Genomic DNA, 16,636 nt, shown 5'->3' on the forward strand with positions numbered 1-16,636 from the left:
AGGTCGCAGCTATCACGCTGACCTCAACGCTGTGAATAGGAGACGGCGATCGCACTATCTTTTAGAAGCCGGCTGGAGAGCAGACAACGCAATCCAGGGGTTGGGGCGATCGCATCGCACAAACCAAGCATCAGCACCCGTGTTCAGACCTGTTACCACTAACGTCATAGGTGAACGCCGCTTTATCTCAACCATTGCCCGAAGGCTGGACAGCTTGGGCGCTCTTACTCGTGGTCAACGGCAGACGGGTGGCAATGGGATATTTGAAGCTAAAGATAATCTGGAGTCAAATTATGCAGAACACGCCCTGTATGAGTTATTCCGACAAATATACCAAGGTCGATTTTATGAAGTGCCTTTAGGAAAGTTCGAGCAAATGACTGGACTTAGCTTAACCTCTCATGAAGGCGGCATGAAAATCGACTTGCCCCCATTGCGGCAATTCCTTAACCGACTGCTGGCTTTACGCATTGATATGCAAAACATCATTTTCGAGCGTTTTGAGTTGTTGCTAAGTCAGCAGATTGAAACAGCGATCGCTGCTGGTGTCTATGAAATGGGGGTGGAGACTTTACGGGCTGAACGCTTTACTGTATTGAGCCAGGAAGCTGTATATACTCATGCTCAAACTGGTAGCGTCACCAATTACTTGAAAGTCGAACGCAACCAGAAGAATAACATCAAAACGGCTATTGAGATGTTGGAGTTTGCCACTCAATATCAAGGAAAGCTCATGATCAACTCCCAGTCAGGCAATGCTGCTGTGTCAATTCCGACACATAGTATCTACGACGCTGATGGTGGTGTTGTACCAAGAGTTTTGCTGATTCGTCCACAGAAAGAAACTCGCGTACCAGTCCAAGACTTGGAATCTTCCACATGGGGGCAAGTTTCTATTGATGCGTTTACTGCTGCTTGGTCTACTGAAGTAAACGCACTGCCCAAGTTCACTACCGATTACCTGCACTTAGTCACTGGTATTTTGTTGCCCATTTGGAAAATCTTGCCGCAGCACAATAGCCGAGTATTCCGGTTGCAAACCAGCGATGGACAAAAGATTCTCGGTCGGGTGGTGAATGCTCACGACATTCAAACCGTGCGCGAACAACTTGGACTCAGAAACCAGCTGCTTTCTCCAGAAGAACTTGTGAAGCTGGTACTCAACGAGAGATATACACAGCAACTACCAGGAGGAATTACGCTGCGGCGGTCTTTCGTTGCTAATGAACCTCGCATAGAACTGGTCAATGCTATCTCACTGGCAGAGCGACTCTTAGCTGTAGGTTGCTTCACCGAGATCATCAACTGGCAAAAGCGGATATTCATTCCAGTTTCAGACAAAGCGCCAGCTATTCTAGCGGCTGTAATTGAAATCTTGGGATAAGTCAAAAGCTGATGTATTTATTAGATACATCAGCTTATTTTTCGCTCAAACAAGAGTGTGAAGAAAGGGAAATGGGAAAGGGAATAAGTAACTTAAAAGCTCTTGTTTCAAATATGGACACTGCTAAGTTATCGCACTACGTGCCTTAAAAATCTTCTTTTTTTATTCGACCTATTTAAAAATAGGGGCTTCATACCATGAATATAAAATGGTAATCAGCATCACCATGTCAGAAAAGAAAAATTGTACACTTAGAGAATTTACAATAATCCAACTTTTTTCAGGCGCGATAGCAATCCAGTCCGGGTGCTATAATTTTTTTGCATCTGCTTAATAGAAGCTTTGAACTCCTCTAGCTTTCCTTGATATTCAGCCAGTTCCCGTAAGTCAACTAGATGTGCAACTGCTTGGTCATAAGTTTTGGATTGCTTGAATTCAAGTAATTTATATATATCTGACCATACTTTATCTTGATTTTTAGCTAGAACTTCTAACTTACGGATTTTTTCCTGTTGTACTGCTAATTTCTCTCGTTGCTGACGCTGTTGCATTTGCTCATTAGCATTTTCTAGTAACTGAGAAAATGAGCGTCTATGAGTATCATGATTGCTATCACTTTTGGGAATTTTAAATAGTTCTCGCAGTCGGTTTACAAGTTGTATTCCAACATTAATTTCACCTGTTGCTACTTTCAAAAGAAAATAGTCTTTTTCCTCTGATGACAAAGCTGTAATCCACTCTTTTATGGGTTCAGTATTTTCTTTTTTATCAATACTTACTTGAGATGCCGATGCAATTAAATCCTGGTCAATATCAAATAACTCCGTAAAAGTCTCAATTGCAGCAGGTAGTTTTTTCAAGTTTGCTGGGACAGGTGGTTCAACTAAATCTTCTTCATCTTCCCCTTCTTCAATTGCTATTGAAGCTGCTTTTAACCAAGCCAGGTATAAAACTCGATAATCTCCTTGCAAAATATCATCACGCAACTGCACTAATTGTGCTAGCCATCCCTCCCCTTCTATCCAATCTCCATATTCTTCGTCCTGGATACTAATATCCACAATTACATAGTTTTTGCTCCTTGATACAGTAATTTTATCAGCTACACAATAAGGCTCAAAAACTGATGAAGCAACCACAGTTTTAGGGAAACGAAACATTAATTGTCGCGTCCCCCAATTCGCCATGTATAACATGATGTCGAAACACTTTTCTAAAACTTCCTTGGGTTCACCTCGAAAGTCTCCATAGCTGTAGGTAAAAATTGCGTTTGTTGCACTCAGTTGTACTCGACTAGATAGACTACTTATATATGCTTGTTCTGATGTAGTTAATGGTCGGTCTAATGCCTGGAATTCGTAATACTGGTACTCGCTCATAGTTTTCTTTATCTTTAATAAAGTATTTAATTTTTAAATATTTGGTATTTGCCAATTAATTTCTGGTTGTCCATAAGAAATTAATGCAGAATTAATAGCTGAAAATGGCTTACTACCAAAAAAACCATTGTGAGCAGAAAGTGGTGAAGGATGTGCTGATTGAATTATGATATTTTTATTGGTATCTATCAGCTTTAGTTTCTTTTGTGCATCCTTACCCCACAGCACAAAGATCACAGGTGCAGGTTTCTCGCTAATTTTACTAATTACCACATCTGTAAAAGTTTCCCAACCCTTGTTTTTATGGGAATTTGCCATGCCTGCTCTGACACTTAGTCCTGTATTTAACATCAGTATGCCCTGTTTAGCCCATGTTACAAGATAGCCATTATTTGGGGTTTCAAATCCAATATCTTGTTTAAGTTCTTTAAATATGTTGCGAAGTGATGGAGGTGGTTTTACCCCTGGTCTTACTGAAAAACATAAACCATGTGCTTGGTTTTCATTGTGATATGGATCTTGTCCCAGCAATACGACTTTTACTTGGTCGTAAGGTGTCAGTTCAAAAGCAGAAAATGTCTCTTCTTTAGCTGGATAGATAGTATAAGATAACCTTTCACTTATTAGGAACTCTTGAAGTTTAGTAAAGTAAGGTTGTTTAAATTCTTCAGCTACTACTTTCTGCCAATCATTAGGAAATTGCAAATTTATCATTCGATGATTATTTAGCGTCCAGACATATTATCCTACATCTTGTAACCTCAACAATTCCGTGTTTTTCACAAATAACTAACACTCTGATGCAATTAGAGAATATCTTCTAAACCTGGAAACAGATGCGCTTCTTTCCGATCGTATTTAGCTAGATAATCTCTAAAGGATGTACCACCAGTACCAACATCAGCACCAACTATTTTTAGTTGTATAATTGCCAACCCTAGATGAGATTTATGAAATCGCCTTTGCAAATTATCATCAGCGCTAAAGCACTTTTACAACTAATTACTTCCTCGATATTAGGGTAATTCTAGTAGTGACTTTCACTACTATCCAAGCTAGGATTAATTAGCGGTAAAGGTTGAAACGTATAATATTCAGACATCTTGAGCGATATTGTTACTTTTTTATCAGCCAAACAATTTTATATTTCTATCTCAAAAATCATTAAATCTGTCAAAATTTGATTAATCTAAATACAATGCTGAACTTTGAAATGCCTCTTCTGGTGTCCCATAAAAAGTACCATTGTTAAATACGCTAGGTTCGTACTTTTCATTACTATAGGTATAAAAAGCCTTTGTCCATTTCTCTTCATTCCCTTTGTACCGCAATCGACACAGATGAATTGGTGTATTTTTGGCTCTCTCTATATATTCAGAGCGTGTTATTTTAAACATTGATAGGTCATCATTGTCTGGTAAAAATGGTTCTTTATAAGCATCTATGTAACAGAAATATCCCTTAAAACGGACTTCAATACGTATGTATTTTCCTGCATAATGCTGCTCTGCATAAGTTAATATCCGGTGCTTTGTTCTCTGTTTGACCTGCTCCGGGATTTTTACCCCTCCTGAATGTGGATCGTTTACCCATCCTCTCATGATTAGCTCCTTGGGAATACTGAGGCCGATATTACACTGCAACGGCAGAGATTACAAATCTGAACTTTTTGCAATTCTTATCATTACCTCTACCTTTCCTGCCAGATTCCACAGACTTTCTACAGCTATTTCTGCTGTTTTCCACAGTTGTTTTACAAGATAATCGGCTTCTGTTCACCCAATGGGTATTTTGTCATGTCTGTAGCAATCAGTCTGCTTTACTGAGTTATTATTACGCAACGTAAACAAAACCTACTTCTAACCCTAGCTTTCACGTAATTATTTATTTTTTCTATATTTCTTTTTAACATTTTGCAACATTGACAAACTGAGCCAATCAGCACAAAATAAATCCACTAGCCTTTGCCGCCTGTTCCATTTTGAGCATCAACTGTATAAAACTATTCAGTTGTTAGTGCCAGTGGTTCGGCTAGCATTGAATGGGTGAAACTGTACTTGCACTGTATCACCTCTAGCTTCTTGTCCCTATTGATTTGCTTTTTCTGAAGCTTTTATTATATGAATTCAACCCAAAATATCTTTACTAATCTTCCCGAAACGCTACATCAATCTCTCAATACCTACTTAGAAAAACATCCTGATTGGGATGAACATCGCCTTATTACCGCAGCCATCTCCCTGTTTCTGCTGCAAAATGCTGATGGGGATCGCGGTGTTTCCCAAGTTTATCTCGAAACTCTGTTTCGTCGTGGCTAATGTTATTCCCTAGAAGACACGAATAGCCGTGTTTACCTAACGCCGATATTCCATAAGTCATCTCCTTCTGACCTTTTTGAATTCAAAATGCAAATTAGTTAGCAGAGGGTAGCGACCGATCTTTAATTTTGTTTTAGTACTTTTTCAATTTCTACTAATTTGTGACGTAAGACTTCCTGTAATTCTATTAATTCAGCAGGGTTAGCTTGCTTGAGCAACTCTAAAGAGAGTTTTTGCAAACGATTAGATGCTTGGGATACTGCTTTTTTCTTCGTATTTTTGGTTACTGCTACCTCGGACTCAGATGCTATCACTTCAGCTACTAATTTTCGAGTAGCAACAACAGACAACTTTTCTACTATTACTTTGTGCGTAGTCTCTTCCCTAATAGATTTTGCTTTTTGTTCAGTCAATCCCAAATTTTTTGCGGAAAGTTTTTGTAGAGCCATTGCATGAACACCTTTAAGTCCTGCTCTTATGGCAAGTTTCAGGTCTTCTGCTAAAGATAGCATCGGAAAAATATTGGCATCGATAGAAGCAGGATTTAGTTGTAAATCTAACAATAGACTTAAGATTGCTCGTTCTGAGTCGCTTAAATCTAAAGATTCTAGTTCTTTTTCTTGTTTTTTTGCATCTGCTGTTATTAAATCCACCAGCGATGTTATACGCTTTTGACTATTCAAACGTCGAACTACTGTTGAAAGAATACGCGGAATATCTTGAAGTTCTAATCCAGTAATCGTAGACAATTCGCGCGCGATCGCCTCGGCTTTATCTAAAGGATTAAGGTCTTCTCGATGTAGAGAAGTTAGTAATGCTTTACGATGTAAACCAGTTGGTTCTGGAATAATAACTGCTGACAAGGTTTGCCAACCTAAAGCTTTAGCACTGCGCCAGCGTCGCTCTCCGTCAAATATTAATAGATGATTCTCCCTTTGAATCAGAATAACTGGTTGTAACTGTCCATCACTAGTTAAAGAGCGAGACATAGATTCAAGACTTTCAGTTAAAAATGTTTGTCTAGGTTGTTCTATATTTGGCTCTATTTGCTCGATAGAAATTGACAAAATACCTAATTGTGACTGAAGTTGTGTTCGCAACTCTTCCAATTGTCTTTCCAACTCGCCAGAATTTTTGTCACGAAGTTCTTCAATCTCTGCTCTTAATTGCTGTATTTCTTCCTCTGCTTCAGATAATTGCTGAGATTGCTTCGCACCTGAAAAATAATTTGTAAGATTAGGAGTGTTACGAGCGCACATAATTATTTTGTCTTTTTATTTGTCTTAGGTTTTCCAATTAAAGTCACAATATGAGAAGTAGTTTCTTTAAAATCATCTTTAGCAGGATGACTAGGACGGTAAAGATGCAATGGTAAACCTTGACCACTGGCATTGACAAATTCTGCGCTATCCCGGATTGCCGGAAATGCTCGAATCTTCATCTGTTGCAACTGTTCAGGCAATCCTGCTAGCATTTGTCTATGAGTACTTCTGCGAACATCATATTGATTGGGAACAAATCCTAAAATTTCTGGAGTTGGGTTTAAACGTAAGTGTTTGCAATGATAGTAGTACCATTCCAATAAATGTGCTGCACCTTGAATTGATTTGGGTTCTAGCTGTACGGGGATAATAATATGTGTACAAGCGGCTAGAGCCATTAAAGGTAAAGGGCCAAGGGTTGCAGGGCAATCAAAAATAACTACGTCCTGTGCTAGTGGATAATCTGTTAAACAGTCGGCTAAAAGGTAGGCTCCTCTTTTGTGTAGAACAAGTTCATCTGCTGTTTGGGTTAATACCATTCCCCCTTGACATACGACAACATTATTCGTGTATTGGCTCCAGCAAGGAGTTAATGGCCAAACACCGTCAAATTGATCTTTGAGAACTCCTGCTAAAGTCTGTTCTGGTTCTGGTGGATTCAAACCACAGAATAACGTTAATGAGCCTTGTGGATCTAGGTCTAGTAGGGCTACATTGTACTTGCGTTTTGCTAAGTCGTAAGCTAAATGAACTGAAAGTGTAGTCTTACCACTGCCTCCAGCATTGCTAATTACAGCTAATCGAATTTGCATGGCTTCGCTTTAAGTGCTATTTCCGAATCATATATTGTGACGCTGAGATCATATATCAATATATGATCCAACTAATTACTTGTCTTTTTTACTGTGTCTTCCATTCAAGATAGTTTATTAAAGAAGGTTTTATGGCAGACATCATGAAATCTAGCAAACTCCACCCAAACAACAATCAAAGCTCAAACACCCAAGTTCAAAACTAAAACAGACCCCTGATGCTAATCAGTTAGAGGCAGAGTTTCTAAATGTAACTGATGGTCAATAGAGTTGACCCGAAATGCACAGGAAGCGATTAACATTATTCTTCGCAGCGATCGCAGTGCTACTCATGAGTCTGCACAGTCGCCCAAAGCGCAGCAAGCTTCTAAACACCGTGTTGAAAACTCAGAATATTTCAAGCGGTTTCAGTATGTGAGATTTCTAAACTGCAACAAACCAGCAAGGCGGATTATATTTTGAGTACAAGAACTGCAACAGGAATACTTTGCAAATTTATAAGTGAACCTGTAGTTGGAGAAAATAATGGGCGACCTTCAATCATCTAGATTAAGGTTAAGTACCCCAACTGTGAGCAAACAGCGATTAGACTGCAAGCAAGAGAAGTACTTTCAACAAGAGCGATACCTTCACCTTGGACATAAACAGTTTTCAACTAGCCAAATAATCTTTGATTTTGTCTTGCTCACGTCGTAAAGCTTTGATATCCTGCCCATAAGCAGAGCGTACCTTGGAATGACTGAGATGAAGTCTTTGTGCAACCTGTTTTGCAGTCAACTTGTTCTCGCCCGACAACCCAAACTGTAACATTAAGACTTGGCGTTGATTTGGTTTCAAGGTAGCTAATAAATCCTGTAAATCTAACCGGAGAGATTCTAGAGCAACATACTCTTGTGCGGAGATTCTTTCATCGGGTAATATCTCTTGCAGTTGGTTTTCTTGCTCCTCTCCAATTCCTAACTCCAAAGAAACTAACGGACGAAATGCGTTTAGGCATTCGGAAACTTGTTTAGGTGATGCATCAACAGCTTCAGCGATTTCTATAATAGTGGGTGTTATTCCCAAGGTTTGAAAAAGTTCAATGTGTGCTTTTTTGATTTGCATCAATCTTTTGGTAAAGTCATGGCATAGGCGAATAGTGTGAGATTGTTCTGCAACTGCTCTGGTAATTGCTTGCCGAATCCACGCCTTTTGCATAAGTAGAGAATTTATACCCCCGATTCGGCTCAAATTTTTCTACCGCATGAAAGTAAACCGATAGCTCCCTCTTGAATCAGATCCAAAAATTCTAGATTACTCCAACGATACTTTTTAGCGACTGCAACCATTATTCGGAGATTGGCAGTAACCATTAAATGTTTTGCAAGTTGGACTTGTTCAAGGATTTGGGTTAATTCTGCTTCTGTCTTATTCACCTTGGCAGAGAGTTCAGACCCATTTGGAGAACGCTTTAGCCGTTGCACGAGAAGATTTTTTGCTGCTCAAGTGCCAGCATAGACCTTACAAGTCCTGCATAAAAAATTTCAAGTCTCAGTTAATAGCCTATCGATACGACCAATTTCTCGTAGATAAATTCCAATTGTATCAGAGCCAAAGCTCGCCATCTTGCGTAAAGCTAATTTAGACCTTGACAGTAGAGTATAAATTAAACAGTCAACGATGATCTAAATTAATTTCTGCTCCGTTGATAAAAGAAATTTCAAAAATTCTTTTTGGGGGCTATATAGGGGCTATATATACCCCAACAATAGATTAAGACTTTGGTAACATTTTGACACCTATATAGGGTATATATAGGTGCTAAATGGGGTATATTTGACTGATTAACATTTTGTACCCCATTTAGCCCCCAAGTGGTTATGATAAGCTCTTGAGATTAGGAAAGAAGGGTGAAGTTATTTTATTCTCCTTTCTCTTGCTCTTGCAGATCGCTTGAACAGATAATTTTCACAAATCAAAGTGTATTACTTTTGTATTTATGTCAAACATTCACACGTTACAAAAAATTTTTCCGGCGGGTTTCGATAACGGTTACGGAAGTCTCAAACTTTTAGTCGATGGCTTTGAAGTAGTTCGTGTCCCCAGCTATATAACCAATGCCGAGATGGAAGACGTACCCGGACGTGTAGTTTTCAACGGTACTGCTTACACAGTTGGAGAGTCAGCTTACCGTACAGGAAATTATTTTGACCGAAACACAGACAATAATGAAAATAAAGTCAATAATGCGTTGTTGACTTTATTAGGTGCATTGGCACATCTCCCACACCGTAGGGCCTGGCACTTAAAATTAGTCGTCAGCTTACATGATGTTGGTCTGGCTGAAGAATTGCAAAAAGTACTCAATGGAGAATATCAGCCAATACTTGCTGGCAAACAATCAGACGTGAAAGTAGAAGTGCTAAAAGTTGTACTAGAGGGTATGGGTGCATTATTTGGGCATCCACTACCCAAAAAATTAACCATTTTAGACTTTGGTAATGGAACAACCCTATATTCTCGTTACAACCGGGGTCAACGAGAAGTTCACACTGCTTACCCCATCGGTGTAGAAGTTCTCATCGATGATATCTCCCAAAAAATGAAACATCTAAATGGCGGAAAAATCGGAGATCCATCCAAAATCCGATTTTGTCTAGAGATGGGACATACCAAGTACAGCCGTGACATCGATATCAAAGATATATACAGTGCTTCTTTGAAAGATTGGTATGAAAAATACTTGAAGAAAGTGGTGAATCTGACACTTGATGCCAAGCACCAAGGGGATGAAATCTGGGCGATTGGTGGAGGTTGCCTCTTACCAGGATTTAAGAAGCTGCTGGAGAAAAACGGCTTCAAAATCCTCGAAAATCCGGTAGAAGCCAATGTCTCTGGGCTTTTAGAGATGGCAAAAACCATTAACAGTAAGAACCCAACTACTACATCTTTTAAGTAAAGTTATAACAATGGTAGATAAAAAAGACTTAGCACCGGAAAAAGTTCGCCTCAAAGATAATTACCGAGAGCGCATATTTGCAGAATCGCAAAAACTAGATAAAAGTTACCTGGACACGCTTTACTTTATAGTTGATTGCTATTTTGTTTTTATCAAGGCTGGATTACCTGCACAACTTTTACCTGACTCACCTATTAATACTGAATCAAACCAACTCACGTCTTGGACTCAAACTCCATTTCCAGAGGAGAAAGAAGAAGATTCTTCAGGAGAAACATTCAGCCTTGATTTTGATTTGTAACCGTCACAGGAAGTTGGCAACACGCTAAAGATGGGGAATTAGCTTTAAGGGTGGTAAGTGGAATTTACACTTGTTTTGCGTAAATTCCTATCGGGTTTTGCATTTTCAACTCAGAATTTGGTTTGGGGAAAAGGTTACTGGGTTTGGGTTAAAGGTTTTTTATTTCCTTTTTCCCCTTCCCCTTTCCCCCAAAACCCGACAAGTATTGGGAGAGGGGCAAGGAGAAAACTATATTGCATAATAGCCGAAAGCGCTGTAAGGTTTAAAAATCTTTCATTGACAATTTTTTGAACTCTAAAAAGTTTAAATCACCGAGTCAAAAACTTGTTGTGCGGTTAGATTAAACTGCAAAAAAGTAGGAGACACTATAAGGTTTGTTTCTCTAAAGGGTGTCATTTGATATTCGCCATCAATAAGTTCACAGACAAAAATAGTCGGAACTTTGGGACTACCAATAAATACACGTCCACCCAAAGCTGCATAATCCACAATCCAATATTCAGGTATACCCATAGCTTCATAGTCACGAAGCTTATCGTAATAATCATCCTGCCAGTTGGTTGACACTACTTCAACTATTAGTTTGACCGAACTAGCATTATGGATAACTGATTCTTTCTTCCAGCGCGTTTCAGTATCAATAGTTTCTTGATTTAAAACAATAATATCCGGTTCGTACCCTGATTTGTCTCGGTATGGTTTAATAATGGATTCTTTCGGTATAGTCCAGATACCGCGCTTACCCATCTCTCTAATTGTGATCAGTAATTCTTCAATCAAAAAACCAGCCAAATCAGAATGCTCCCCTTTAGGCTTTGGCATCTCCACAATCACCCCATCATGTAATTCATAACGTACTTCTGAGTTTTCTGGATACCATTCGATAAATTCATCGAAGGTCAGTAGCTTTAGTTCCGATTGTGTTTGACTCATAAAAGTTACTGGATTTATTTTTACTCCTACTGTAAGAACTGCCTAGAACGCATAATTCTCACAAAATCGCGTTGCTCCTATATTATCTATGAATTTCTCTTGACTGGGCTTGATAAGAAGAGTAAGTCTTGTCAAGAAGAGAGTTAGCTCCTTCAAAAGTTTTTATAATTTCAGGCGTGACTCGTGAGGTATGCACTTTGCCTGATTGAACACCTAAAACTACATCTCCATTTTTCTGTTGGATAGTCAAATCTTTGCGCTCAGTGTTAAAGCTGAGGTCATAAACCTTGCCTTTAACTTCAGTGAAACCATCTTGCCGAGATTGTCCCAAAACCATGCCAATCCTTTGAGCAATTTGAGTCAACCGACTGATGGCTTCAAGTTCAAATTTATCTTTATTCATTACTGTCAACGCTTCGGCTGATAATTGCTCACCAGCTTTAAACTGATTGGCCACTTCTACAATGCGTTTTTTGTAATTTTCCGACTTCCCTAACTTATCTGCGGCATTATACCAATTTCTCAAGTCATCAATAGTAACTGATTGAGTTTGGACTGTTTGGTTGGGTGCGGCTCTATTTTGTGGTTCAGGAAACGGGACTAAAAAACCCTCCACATAATCCCCCAAGGGTTCAAGATGTAGCCCCCAGACCTGCCCTTTGCCCGTGAACAGTTCTGGTAATGCCTTGGGTGAGTGCTTTTCCATATCAGCCCATTGCTGTTGATAAACAGGGTCAGCAATCATTTCAGGTGTGATTTGATACTGTTGACCGACTCGAAAGGCGACTTGTTTACCGATGCCTGTAGCTAGAGCTATATCCCCTTCCTTAAACCCATACTGTTTGTAAGGCTCTTTAGCTCTAGTAGTGTGAGTTCTGCCATATCCGCGCATGGCATCAATGCAAGTATTTACAGGTAGTGGGTTCGGCTCACCATGCATCATTAAAGGGTAGTTCATCGGAATCGGTTTGCCTTTGATGACAAAAGAGGCAACGGCGAGATTTTGAACCTCTTGGTTTGGGTGGAATTGAGCGCTTTGTTGAGGCGGGGACAATGCTGATTGAGATGGAGGTTTCAAAAACTGTGGTCGTGTGGCAAAGGAGTTAACTCTTTGTTGATAGTCACCATCCGATTCAATAATTGCCCCAAATTTATTGGTCATGTTCTCCAAAGTTTTAGGGGGAATTGAACTGCTGACTAAGTGAAATACTGCTAGACCTTTTTTAGTTTCCCTGATAACATCTTCTGTTGGTACTTGCTCCCATTCAACTTTTTGAGCAGTTAACCATTTAGTCACAGTCTCAGCTTTCTGGTTGTCAACAGCCAAGCCCATGACTCCAAGTTTTTTGTTTGATTCTATAGAAAATAAGAAAGTAGGACGCTCTTTAATATGATGGAGAATTTTAGCACTACTCTCAATCATCTCTTGTTGTTCAAAATTAACTGATTGAGTCCCAAAAGCCTGAAATTCCTTCGTCCATTTCTGGGGATATTCAACGGTATTAGGGTCAATTTGAGCGCAAATCACAGAAAAATTACTTTCAATAATAGCGTCGGCGGGTGTAAGTTGTCCGGTTTTGAGTAGTCCAAGCTGTCTGAGCGCGTCTTTGTCTTTTTTAAAGTGCAATACTCCCAAGGGTTCACCATTGAGAAATACTGCATCTCTAGTTTTTAAAGGTGGCGTTTCGATAGTCAGTTTTCGGTAATCTTGATCATTGAATGTCTGACCAGAAAAATCATAAAAGTTAATTTTATTAATTTTGAGGAGATTCCCATTGGGAGACTCACCCAGCACAAAAGCTTGATCTCCAGTTTCAGAAATTGACTTGAGCTTTAATTTTAGGGGATTACCATTTTTGAGATAATTAATTTCTTTTAACTGTTGGCCAGAATCACTGTCTAACTCACCCAGGGTTTTGCCATCAAGTTTGATTTTTACTGTTTTGTCAGCCACCGACACAGTGCCAAATTCTAAGTTTACGGGTTCGGCGTTAAAAACAAGTCCTGCATAAGAGAAGTTCTTGAGTTCGCGGATAGTAATTTCAACCGCGTCAAACCCTGGCAGTCCAATAGTTGCTTTGGCAGTAGCAGGTTCTACCCCAACGAAACTAGCTTGCGCTTTCGTACCAATGGGAAGCTGTGCGGTTCTGGTTCCTAACATGGCGAATTCCTTGTATTCGCCGTCACTATCCTGGACAAATAACAATCTGGAAACATGGCGCTCATGCCCAACTGGGTGGTGAGAGGCTCTGATTTCTATCGGGTGTTTTTCGGTGGGATTCCAATCTCGACCCAAAAATTGATTCGCTTCATTCAAAAGTGTGACTAACTTCGGTTCAGTAAATTGCAATTTATCTAAGCGAGAAATAATCTTAGTTGGGAAAGCAGTGAAAGCAAAATTAGAGACTTTTTTATCAATGTTTGATGACTCACTACTCTCTTTTCTTGCAACTTCAAGATCATCCTGGCGTGATGCACAGATGTCCCAAGTGGCAGCGGCAGATGCAAGTTTTTCTGACTCTGGGATAGAGGCGTAAAATACAAGAGCCATCTCTTGCGCTAGGGCAAAGAGTAGTTTAATTTGGCTTCTAGTAAGTTCTGGTTTAAATTCTATTACTTTAGCTCCCTGCGTAGTCATCCCCGGTTTGAGGTTGTGGTCACTTACCGATTGTTGGCTAACTGTCCCCAGGTTGCGGTATGCGGGTTTTCCATTTTCCCCTATCTCACCATCTATCTGTGCAACTGCTAATAACTTATGGGGGCGTTCACTGTTTGTGAATTTAATCTCATCTAGGCGAATATTAAGTGTCTGGGCTTTCCAGATTAGGGGATGCCCGTAGCGGGTGAGGTTGGTAATTTCGAGTTGCGTTCCTGAATCTGTTTGAACAATTGCGCTAGGGCCAGACTCTGTTTCTCGCCGCCTTGAGGCACGAACCGCAGCGTTGAATTTCCGATCAAACTCGTACTTGGCGGCAACTGCTGCAAATTTTTGCTGTGGTGTAAATTCTACTCCTTTGAATAAGTCTTTAAACTGGACGATCGGACGCGATTCTAACTGTGATTCTTGGAAATATTTATTGGTTTGGCTAATTAATAATTCTACTGGTGAGTAACCTTTTGGTGTTATCTCTGTACTTAAATAAACTGTTTTTAATTTCTTATCTTTAATATAATTAACATCACGATACAAGTAGCGGCTGTTTTCCCGGATTTTATCCATCTCAGGTTTTTTAGCACTTTTGAATAAATCAACCGCTATTTGGTTTTGATAACATCCTTCTTCAATCATGCTCCGGTACATTTGACGGTTAATGTCCATTGCTTGCTGGATAATTTCGGGAGTTCTTTGAGAATGAGCAATTTCAACAACCCCTTGCATATAAGGCTTGTATTCTTCTCGAATTAACTTTGGATCTTTCTGGCGTTCTTGCTTAAACAGGGTTTCGTAATGGTTAGAAACTTGGTCTAAATAATTTGATTTCTGCTCAAAAGTACCGTAAGTTTTAAGTACCTCGATTTCTGATTCTAATGCTTCCAGTGCAGTAACTTGATTGTTGATTATGCCCACGCTGATGCTATCGCTCATGTGGATAGCGATTTTTTCAAATGGGGGTTGGGTTCCATCTTCCAAATAAAATGATTGTTTTTTGAGCTTAACCGTGGGCGAATAGGCGTTCTGGGGAAGATTTCTTCGCTCTGCCTCTGCTGTCAGATTAGGATATAAGCTAGCTCTTGCTACACCAATGCAGTCACCATCGTAGTCTCGTGCTTGGCGTTCTGATTCGGTTTCTGCTGGGTCAATAAAATCAACATCAACCAAGAGTGCTTCTAACTCTGTAATTCTGGCTTGTATACGCTTGTGGTCTTCGTCATTAACTACAATTACACCTTTGAGGTCTTTACCATCTGGCCCGAGTCGATCTTTAACGTGCTTGTTAGCAGACACACACAATCCGTTAGAATTCAGAAAAGGAGAACGGAAGTTAAGAATTTTCTCTTCATTCTTTTCCCATGAAACACAAATTTCACCATTTTTTAAATCTTTGGATGGAATAATCATCCCTCGGTCAAAAGTAAGCGTTTTCCCTAAAGCGATATCTCGCCATTGGCTCTGTACAAACCGACTCAATTCTTGTTTAACTTTTTCTGTTTCTAATAACTGCTGATGACCCAACAAGTCAGCTTTGATGAGCTTGTACATGAACAAGTCATCTTTAGTACTCTCGTCATCTAATTCCTCATCTGCATCTAAGTCATCATTTGTCCCTAAGTTTTTAACATCTGTTTCTTGATTGATAATGTCTGATGTTTTTAATTTATTTTGGCTCAATGACTCTTTACGCTTTTCATATCTTTCACAATAGTAAGCAGCAACAATTCTTGGATCATCTTCAATAGAGGCTAATCTTTGAGCAAGTAACTCTAGTTCTTCGGCAAAATCTTTAATTCCTTGGGGGAAAGATGCCAGCAGTTGGGAGATAGACATCTGTCCTCGTTGAGATTGCCCTTTTTCGGCTAACCAAATATTTTGCTGATATAATCCTGGTTGAATTTGAGGTTTAGTAGGGCCTTTAGGTCTATCCTTGTCTGTTCCCTTAAAACTGCTCACAGGGAGAATTACGTCTATTTTTGGTTTGTTATTTGGATTTGCATATTTTATCCTATCCAGTCTGTATGGTCGGAGTGTTCCTTTGCCAAAACGGTATTTAGTAGTATCTTCTCCAACTCCATCCACCCAACCAAATCGATGCTGAATTACACGATAGCTTTTGTCTGCTTGGGATTCTCTTAAGGTTAGTTTGTCATGGAGTTGTGTTGAAATTTGTCCATAACAGTCCCCAACTAATTTATATGCTAAATCATTTGATAATATTCCTCCATTCTCACCTCTGTTATCAGTAGAATCATCTACTACCAGAATATTTAGCTTTTCGTGAATCGCATTTTTACAAGCCCCAAGGAAGATGGAACCATAAGCACCCCGGTCTTTACTATCTGGACAAACTTTTTGAATCGTTTCTAAACATTCTTTATCTCCATAAAGTAAACGAGTCTTAGAAGACAGTAATAAAATCTGTCCATCTGGATGATTCTTTAACTCTTCATCTGTGCTGTATTCATCTGAGTGTCCAAAGGAAAATTCTTTGTTAGGAAAGTAAAATTCTAGTAAAGTATTACTGAGCTTTTCAGTTAAAATTAATTGAGAGTCAGTTTTGCTATCATCTGTATAGATCCACTGATTTAGACGAGGATCGAAATGTTTCAATTCCAGAGTCATAAGATTTAAAATTTCATGAACATTAATTAAT

Annotated in this window: 15 protein-coding genes; 5 read left to right on the forward strand and 10 right to left on the reverse strand. The window is 39.3% G+C overall.

The annotated features are described in order from the left end of the window. Nucleotides 1-1,384 (forward strand): strawberry notch C-terminal domain-containing protein (locus VB732_RS25570; RefSeq protein ID WP_323233696.1); only part of this gene is annotated, 1,384 nt, incomplete at its 5' end. Nucleotides 1,385-1,644: 260 nt separating this feature from the next. Here the strand turns inward: VB732_RS25570 and VB732_RS25575 are convergent. The 4 genes from VB732_RS25575 to VB732_RS25590 all read right to left on the reverse strand — a co-directional run bounded on the left by VB732_RS25575 (nucleotide 1,645) and on the right by VB732_RS25590 (nucleotide 4,364). Beyond that, nucleotides 1,645-2,763 carry a hypothetical protein gene (locus VB732_RS25575; RefSeq protein WP_323233697.1) on the reverse strand — a complete coding sequence of 373 codons (1,119 nt, stop codon included), beginning with the start codon at nucleotides 2,761-2,763 and terminating at the stop codon, nucleotides 1,645-1,647. 33 nt (nucleotides 2,764-2,796) lie between these two features. Then, a complete protein-coding gene (locus VB732_RS25580; protein ID WP_323233698.1) occupies nucleotides 2,797-3,477 on the reverse strand; it encodes a uracil-DNA glycosylase in 681 nt (226 codons plus the stop codon). Nucleotides 3,478-3,569: 92 nt separating this feature from the next. Beyond that, complete coding sequence (locus VB732_RS25585; RefSeq protein ID WP_323233699.1) at nucleotides 3,570-3,731, reverse strand: hypothetical protein; 162 nt, start codon at nucleotides 3,729-3,731, stop codon at nucleotides 3,570-3,572. A 216-nt stretch (nucleotides 3,732-3,947) separates the two neighbouring features. After that, nucleotides 3,948-4,364, reverse strand: coding sequence for a hypothetical protein (locus VB732_RS25590; RefSeq protein WP_323233700.1), 417 nt, complete (start codon nucleotides 4,362-4,364; stop codon nucleotides 3,948-3,950). Nucleotides 4,365-4,883: 519 nt separating this feature from the next. On the opposite strand from VB732_RS25590, the gene VB732_RS25595 reads away from it, so the two are divergent. Further along, nucleotides 4,884-5,081 carry a DUF2811 domain-containing protein gene (locus tag VB732_RS25595; RefSeq protein WP_193919668.1) on the forward strand — a complete coding sequence of 66 codons (198 nt, stop codon included), beginning with the start codon at nucleotides 4,884-4,886 and terminating at the stop codon, nucleotides 5,079-5,081. A gap of 122 nt (nucleotides 5,082-5,203) precedes the next feature. Here VB732_RS25595 and VB732_RS25600 read toward each other — a convergent pair whose 3' ends face one another. Both VB732_RS25600 and VB732_RS25605 read right to left on the reverse strand, forming a co-directional pair. Then, on the reverse strand, nucleotides 5,204-6,340 hold the full coding sequence (locus tag VB732_RS25600; protein WP_323233701.1) for a ParB/RepB/Spo0J family partition protein: 1,137 nt from the start codon (nucleotides 6,338-6,340) through the stop codon (nucleotides 5,204-5,206). A gap of 2 nt (nucleotides 6,341-6,342) precedes the next feature. Continuing rightward, nucleotides 6,343-7,155, reverse strand: a complete 813-nt coding sequence (locus VB732_RS25605) for a ParA family protein (RefSeq protein WP_094333474.1) — start codon at nucleotides 7,153-7,155, stop codon at nucleotides 6,343-6,345. A gap of 270 nt (nucleotides 7,156-7,425) precedes the next feature. On the opposite strand from VB732_RS25605, the gene VB732_RS25610 reads away from it, so the two are divergent. Beyond that, nucleotides 7,426-7,617 (forward strand): hypothetical protein, encoded by a 192-nt coding sequence (locus VB732_RS25610; RefSeq protein ID WP_323233702.1) that lies wholly within the window; start codon nucleotides 7,426-7,428, stop codon nucleotides 7,615-7,617. 189 nt (nucleotides 7,618-7,806) lie between these two features. Here the strand turns inward: VB732_RS25610 and VB732_RS25615 are convergent, their stop codons facing one another. Both VB732_RS25615 and VB732_RS25620 read right to left on the reverse strand, forming a co-directional pair. Then, nucleotides 7,807-8,352, reverse strand: a complete 546-nt coding sequence (locus VB732_RS25615; protein ID WP_323233703.1) for a sigma-70 domain-containing protein — start codon at nucleotides 8,350-8,352, stop codon at nucleotides 7,807-7,809. 29 nt (nucleotides 8,353-8,381) lie between these two features. Further along, nucleotides 8,382-8,570, reverse strand: coding sequence for a hypothetical protein (locus tag VB732_RS25620; protein WP_323233704.1), 189 nt, complete (start codon nucleotides 8,568-8,570; stop codon nucleotides 8,382-8,384). A 563-nt stretch (nucleotides 8,571-9,133) separates the two neighbouring features. On the opposite strand from VB732_RS25620, the gene VB732_RS25625 reads away from it, so the two are divergent. Both VB732_RS25625 and VB732_RS25630 read left to right on the forward strand, forming a co-directional pair. Further along, nucleotides 9,134-10,093 carry a ParM/StbA family protein gene (locus tag VB732_RS25625; RefSeq protein ID WP_323233705.1) on the forward strand — a complete coding sequence of 320 codons (960 nt, stop codon included), beginning with the start codon at nucleotides 9,134-9,136 and terminating at the stop codon, nucleotides 10,091-10,093. 10 nt (nucleotides 10,094-10,103) lie between these two features. Beyond that, a complete protein-coding gene (locus VB732_RS25630; RefSeq protein ID WP_323233706.1) occupies nucleotides 10,104-10,394 on the forward strand; it encodes a hypothetical protein in 291 nt (96 codons plus the stop codon). A 303-nt stretch (nucleotides 10,395-10,697) separates the two neighbouring features. Here VB732_RS25630 and VB732_RS25635 read toward each other — a convergent pair whose 3' ends face one another. Further along, nucleotides 10,698-11,327, reverse strand: a complete 630-nt coding sequence (locus VB732_RS25635; RefSeq protein WP_323233707.1) for a Uma2 family endonuclease — start codon at nucleotides 11,325-11,327, stop codon at nucleotides 10,698-10,700. Between the two features lie 82 nt (nucleotides 11,328-11,409). Beyond that, nucleotides 11,410-16,605, reverse strand: coding sequence for a hypothetical protein (locus VB732_RS25640; RefSeq protein WP_323233708.1), 5,196 nt, complete (start codon nucleotides 16,603-16,605; stop codon nucleotides 11,410-11,412). Nucleotides 16,606-16,636: the final 31 nt, after the last annotated feature.

The organism is Nostoc sp. UHCC 0252 (assembly GCF_034931145.1).
Taxonomy (GTDB): Bacteria; Cyanobacteriota; Cyanobacteriia; order Cyanobacteriales; family Nostocaceae; genus Nostoc.

What these genes read in the sequence shown, in the direction of transcription:
- VB732_RS25600 (WP_323233701.1), bottom strand. Translation starts at nt 6,340, where the DNA reads ATGTGCGCTCGTAACACTCCTAATCTTACAAATTATTTTTCAGGTGCG.
- VB732_RS25580 (WP_323233698.1), bottom strand. Translation starts at nt 3,477, where the DNA reads ATGATAAATTTGCAATTTCCTAATGATTGGCAGAAAGTAGTAGCTGAA.
- VB732_RS25635 (WP_323233707.1), bottom strand. Translation starts at nt 11,327, where the DNA reads ATGAGTCAAACACAATCGGAACTAAAGCTACTGACCTTCGATGAATTT.
- VB732_RS25605 (WP_094333474.1), bottom strand. Translation starts at nt 7,155, where the DNA reads ATGCAAATTCGATTAGCTGTAATTAGCAATGCTGGAGGCAGTGGTAAG.
- VB732_RS25615 (WP_323233703.1), bottom strand. Translation starts at nt 8,352, where the DNA reads ATGCAAAAGGCGTGGATTCGGCAAGCAATTACCAGAGCAGTTGCAGAA.
- VB732_RS25595 (WP_193919668.1), top strand. Translation starts at nt 4,884, where the DNA reads ATGAATTCAACCCAAAATATCTTTACTAATCTTCCCGAAACGCTACAT.
- VB732_RS25640 (WP_323233708.1), bottom strand. Translation starts at nt 16,605, where the DNA reads ATGACTCTGGAATTGAAACATTTCGATCCTCGTCTAAATCAGTGGATC.
- VB732_RS25590 (WP_323233700.1), bottom strand. Translation starts at nt 4,364, where the DNA reads ATGAGAGGATGGGTAAACGATCCACATTCAGGAGGGGTAAAAATCCCG.
- VB732_RS25630 (WP_323233706.1), top strand. Translation starts at nt 10,104, where the DNA reads ATGGTAGATAAAAAAGACTTAGCACCGGAAAAAGTTCGCCTCAAAGAT.
- VB732_RS25575 (WP_323233697.1), bottom strand. Translation starts at nt 2,763, where the DNA reads ATGAGCGAGTACCAGTATTACGAATTCCAGGCATTAGACCGACCATTA.
- VB732_RS25625 (WP_323233705.1), top strand. Translation starts at nt 9,134, where the DNA reads ATGTCAAACATTCACACGTTACAAAAAATTTTTCCGGCGGGTTTCGAT.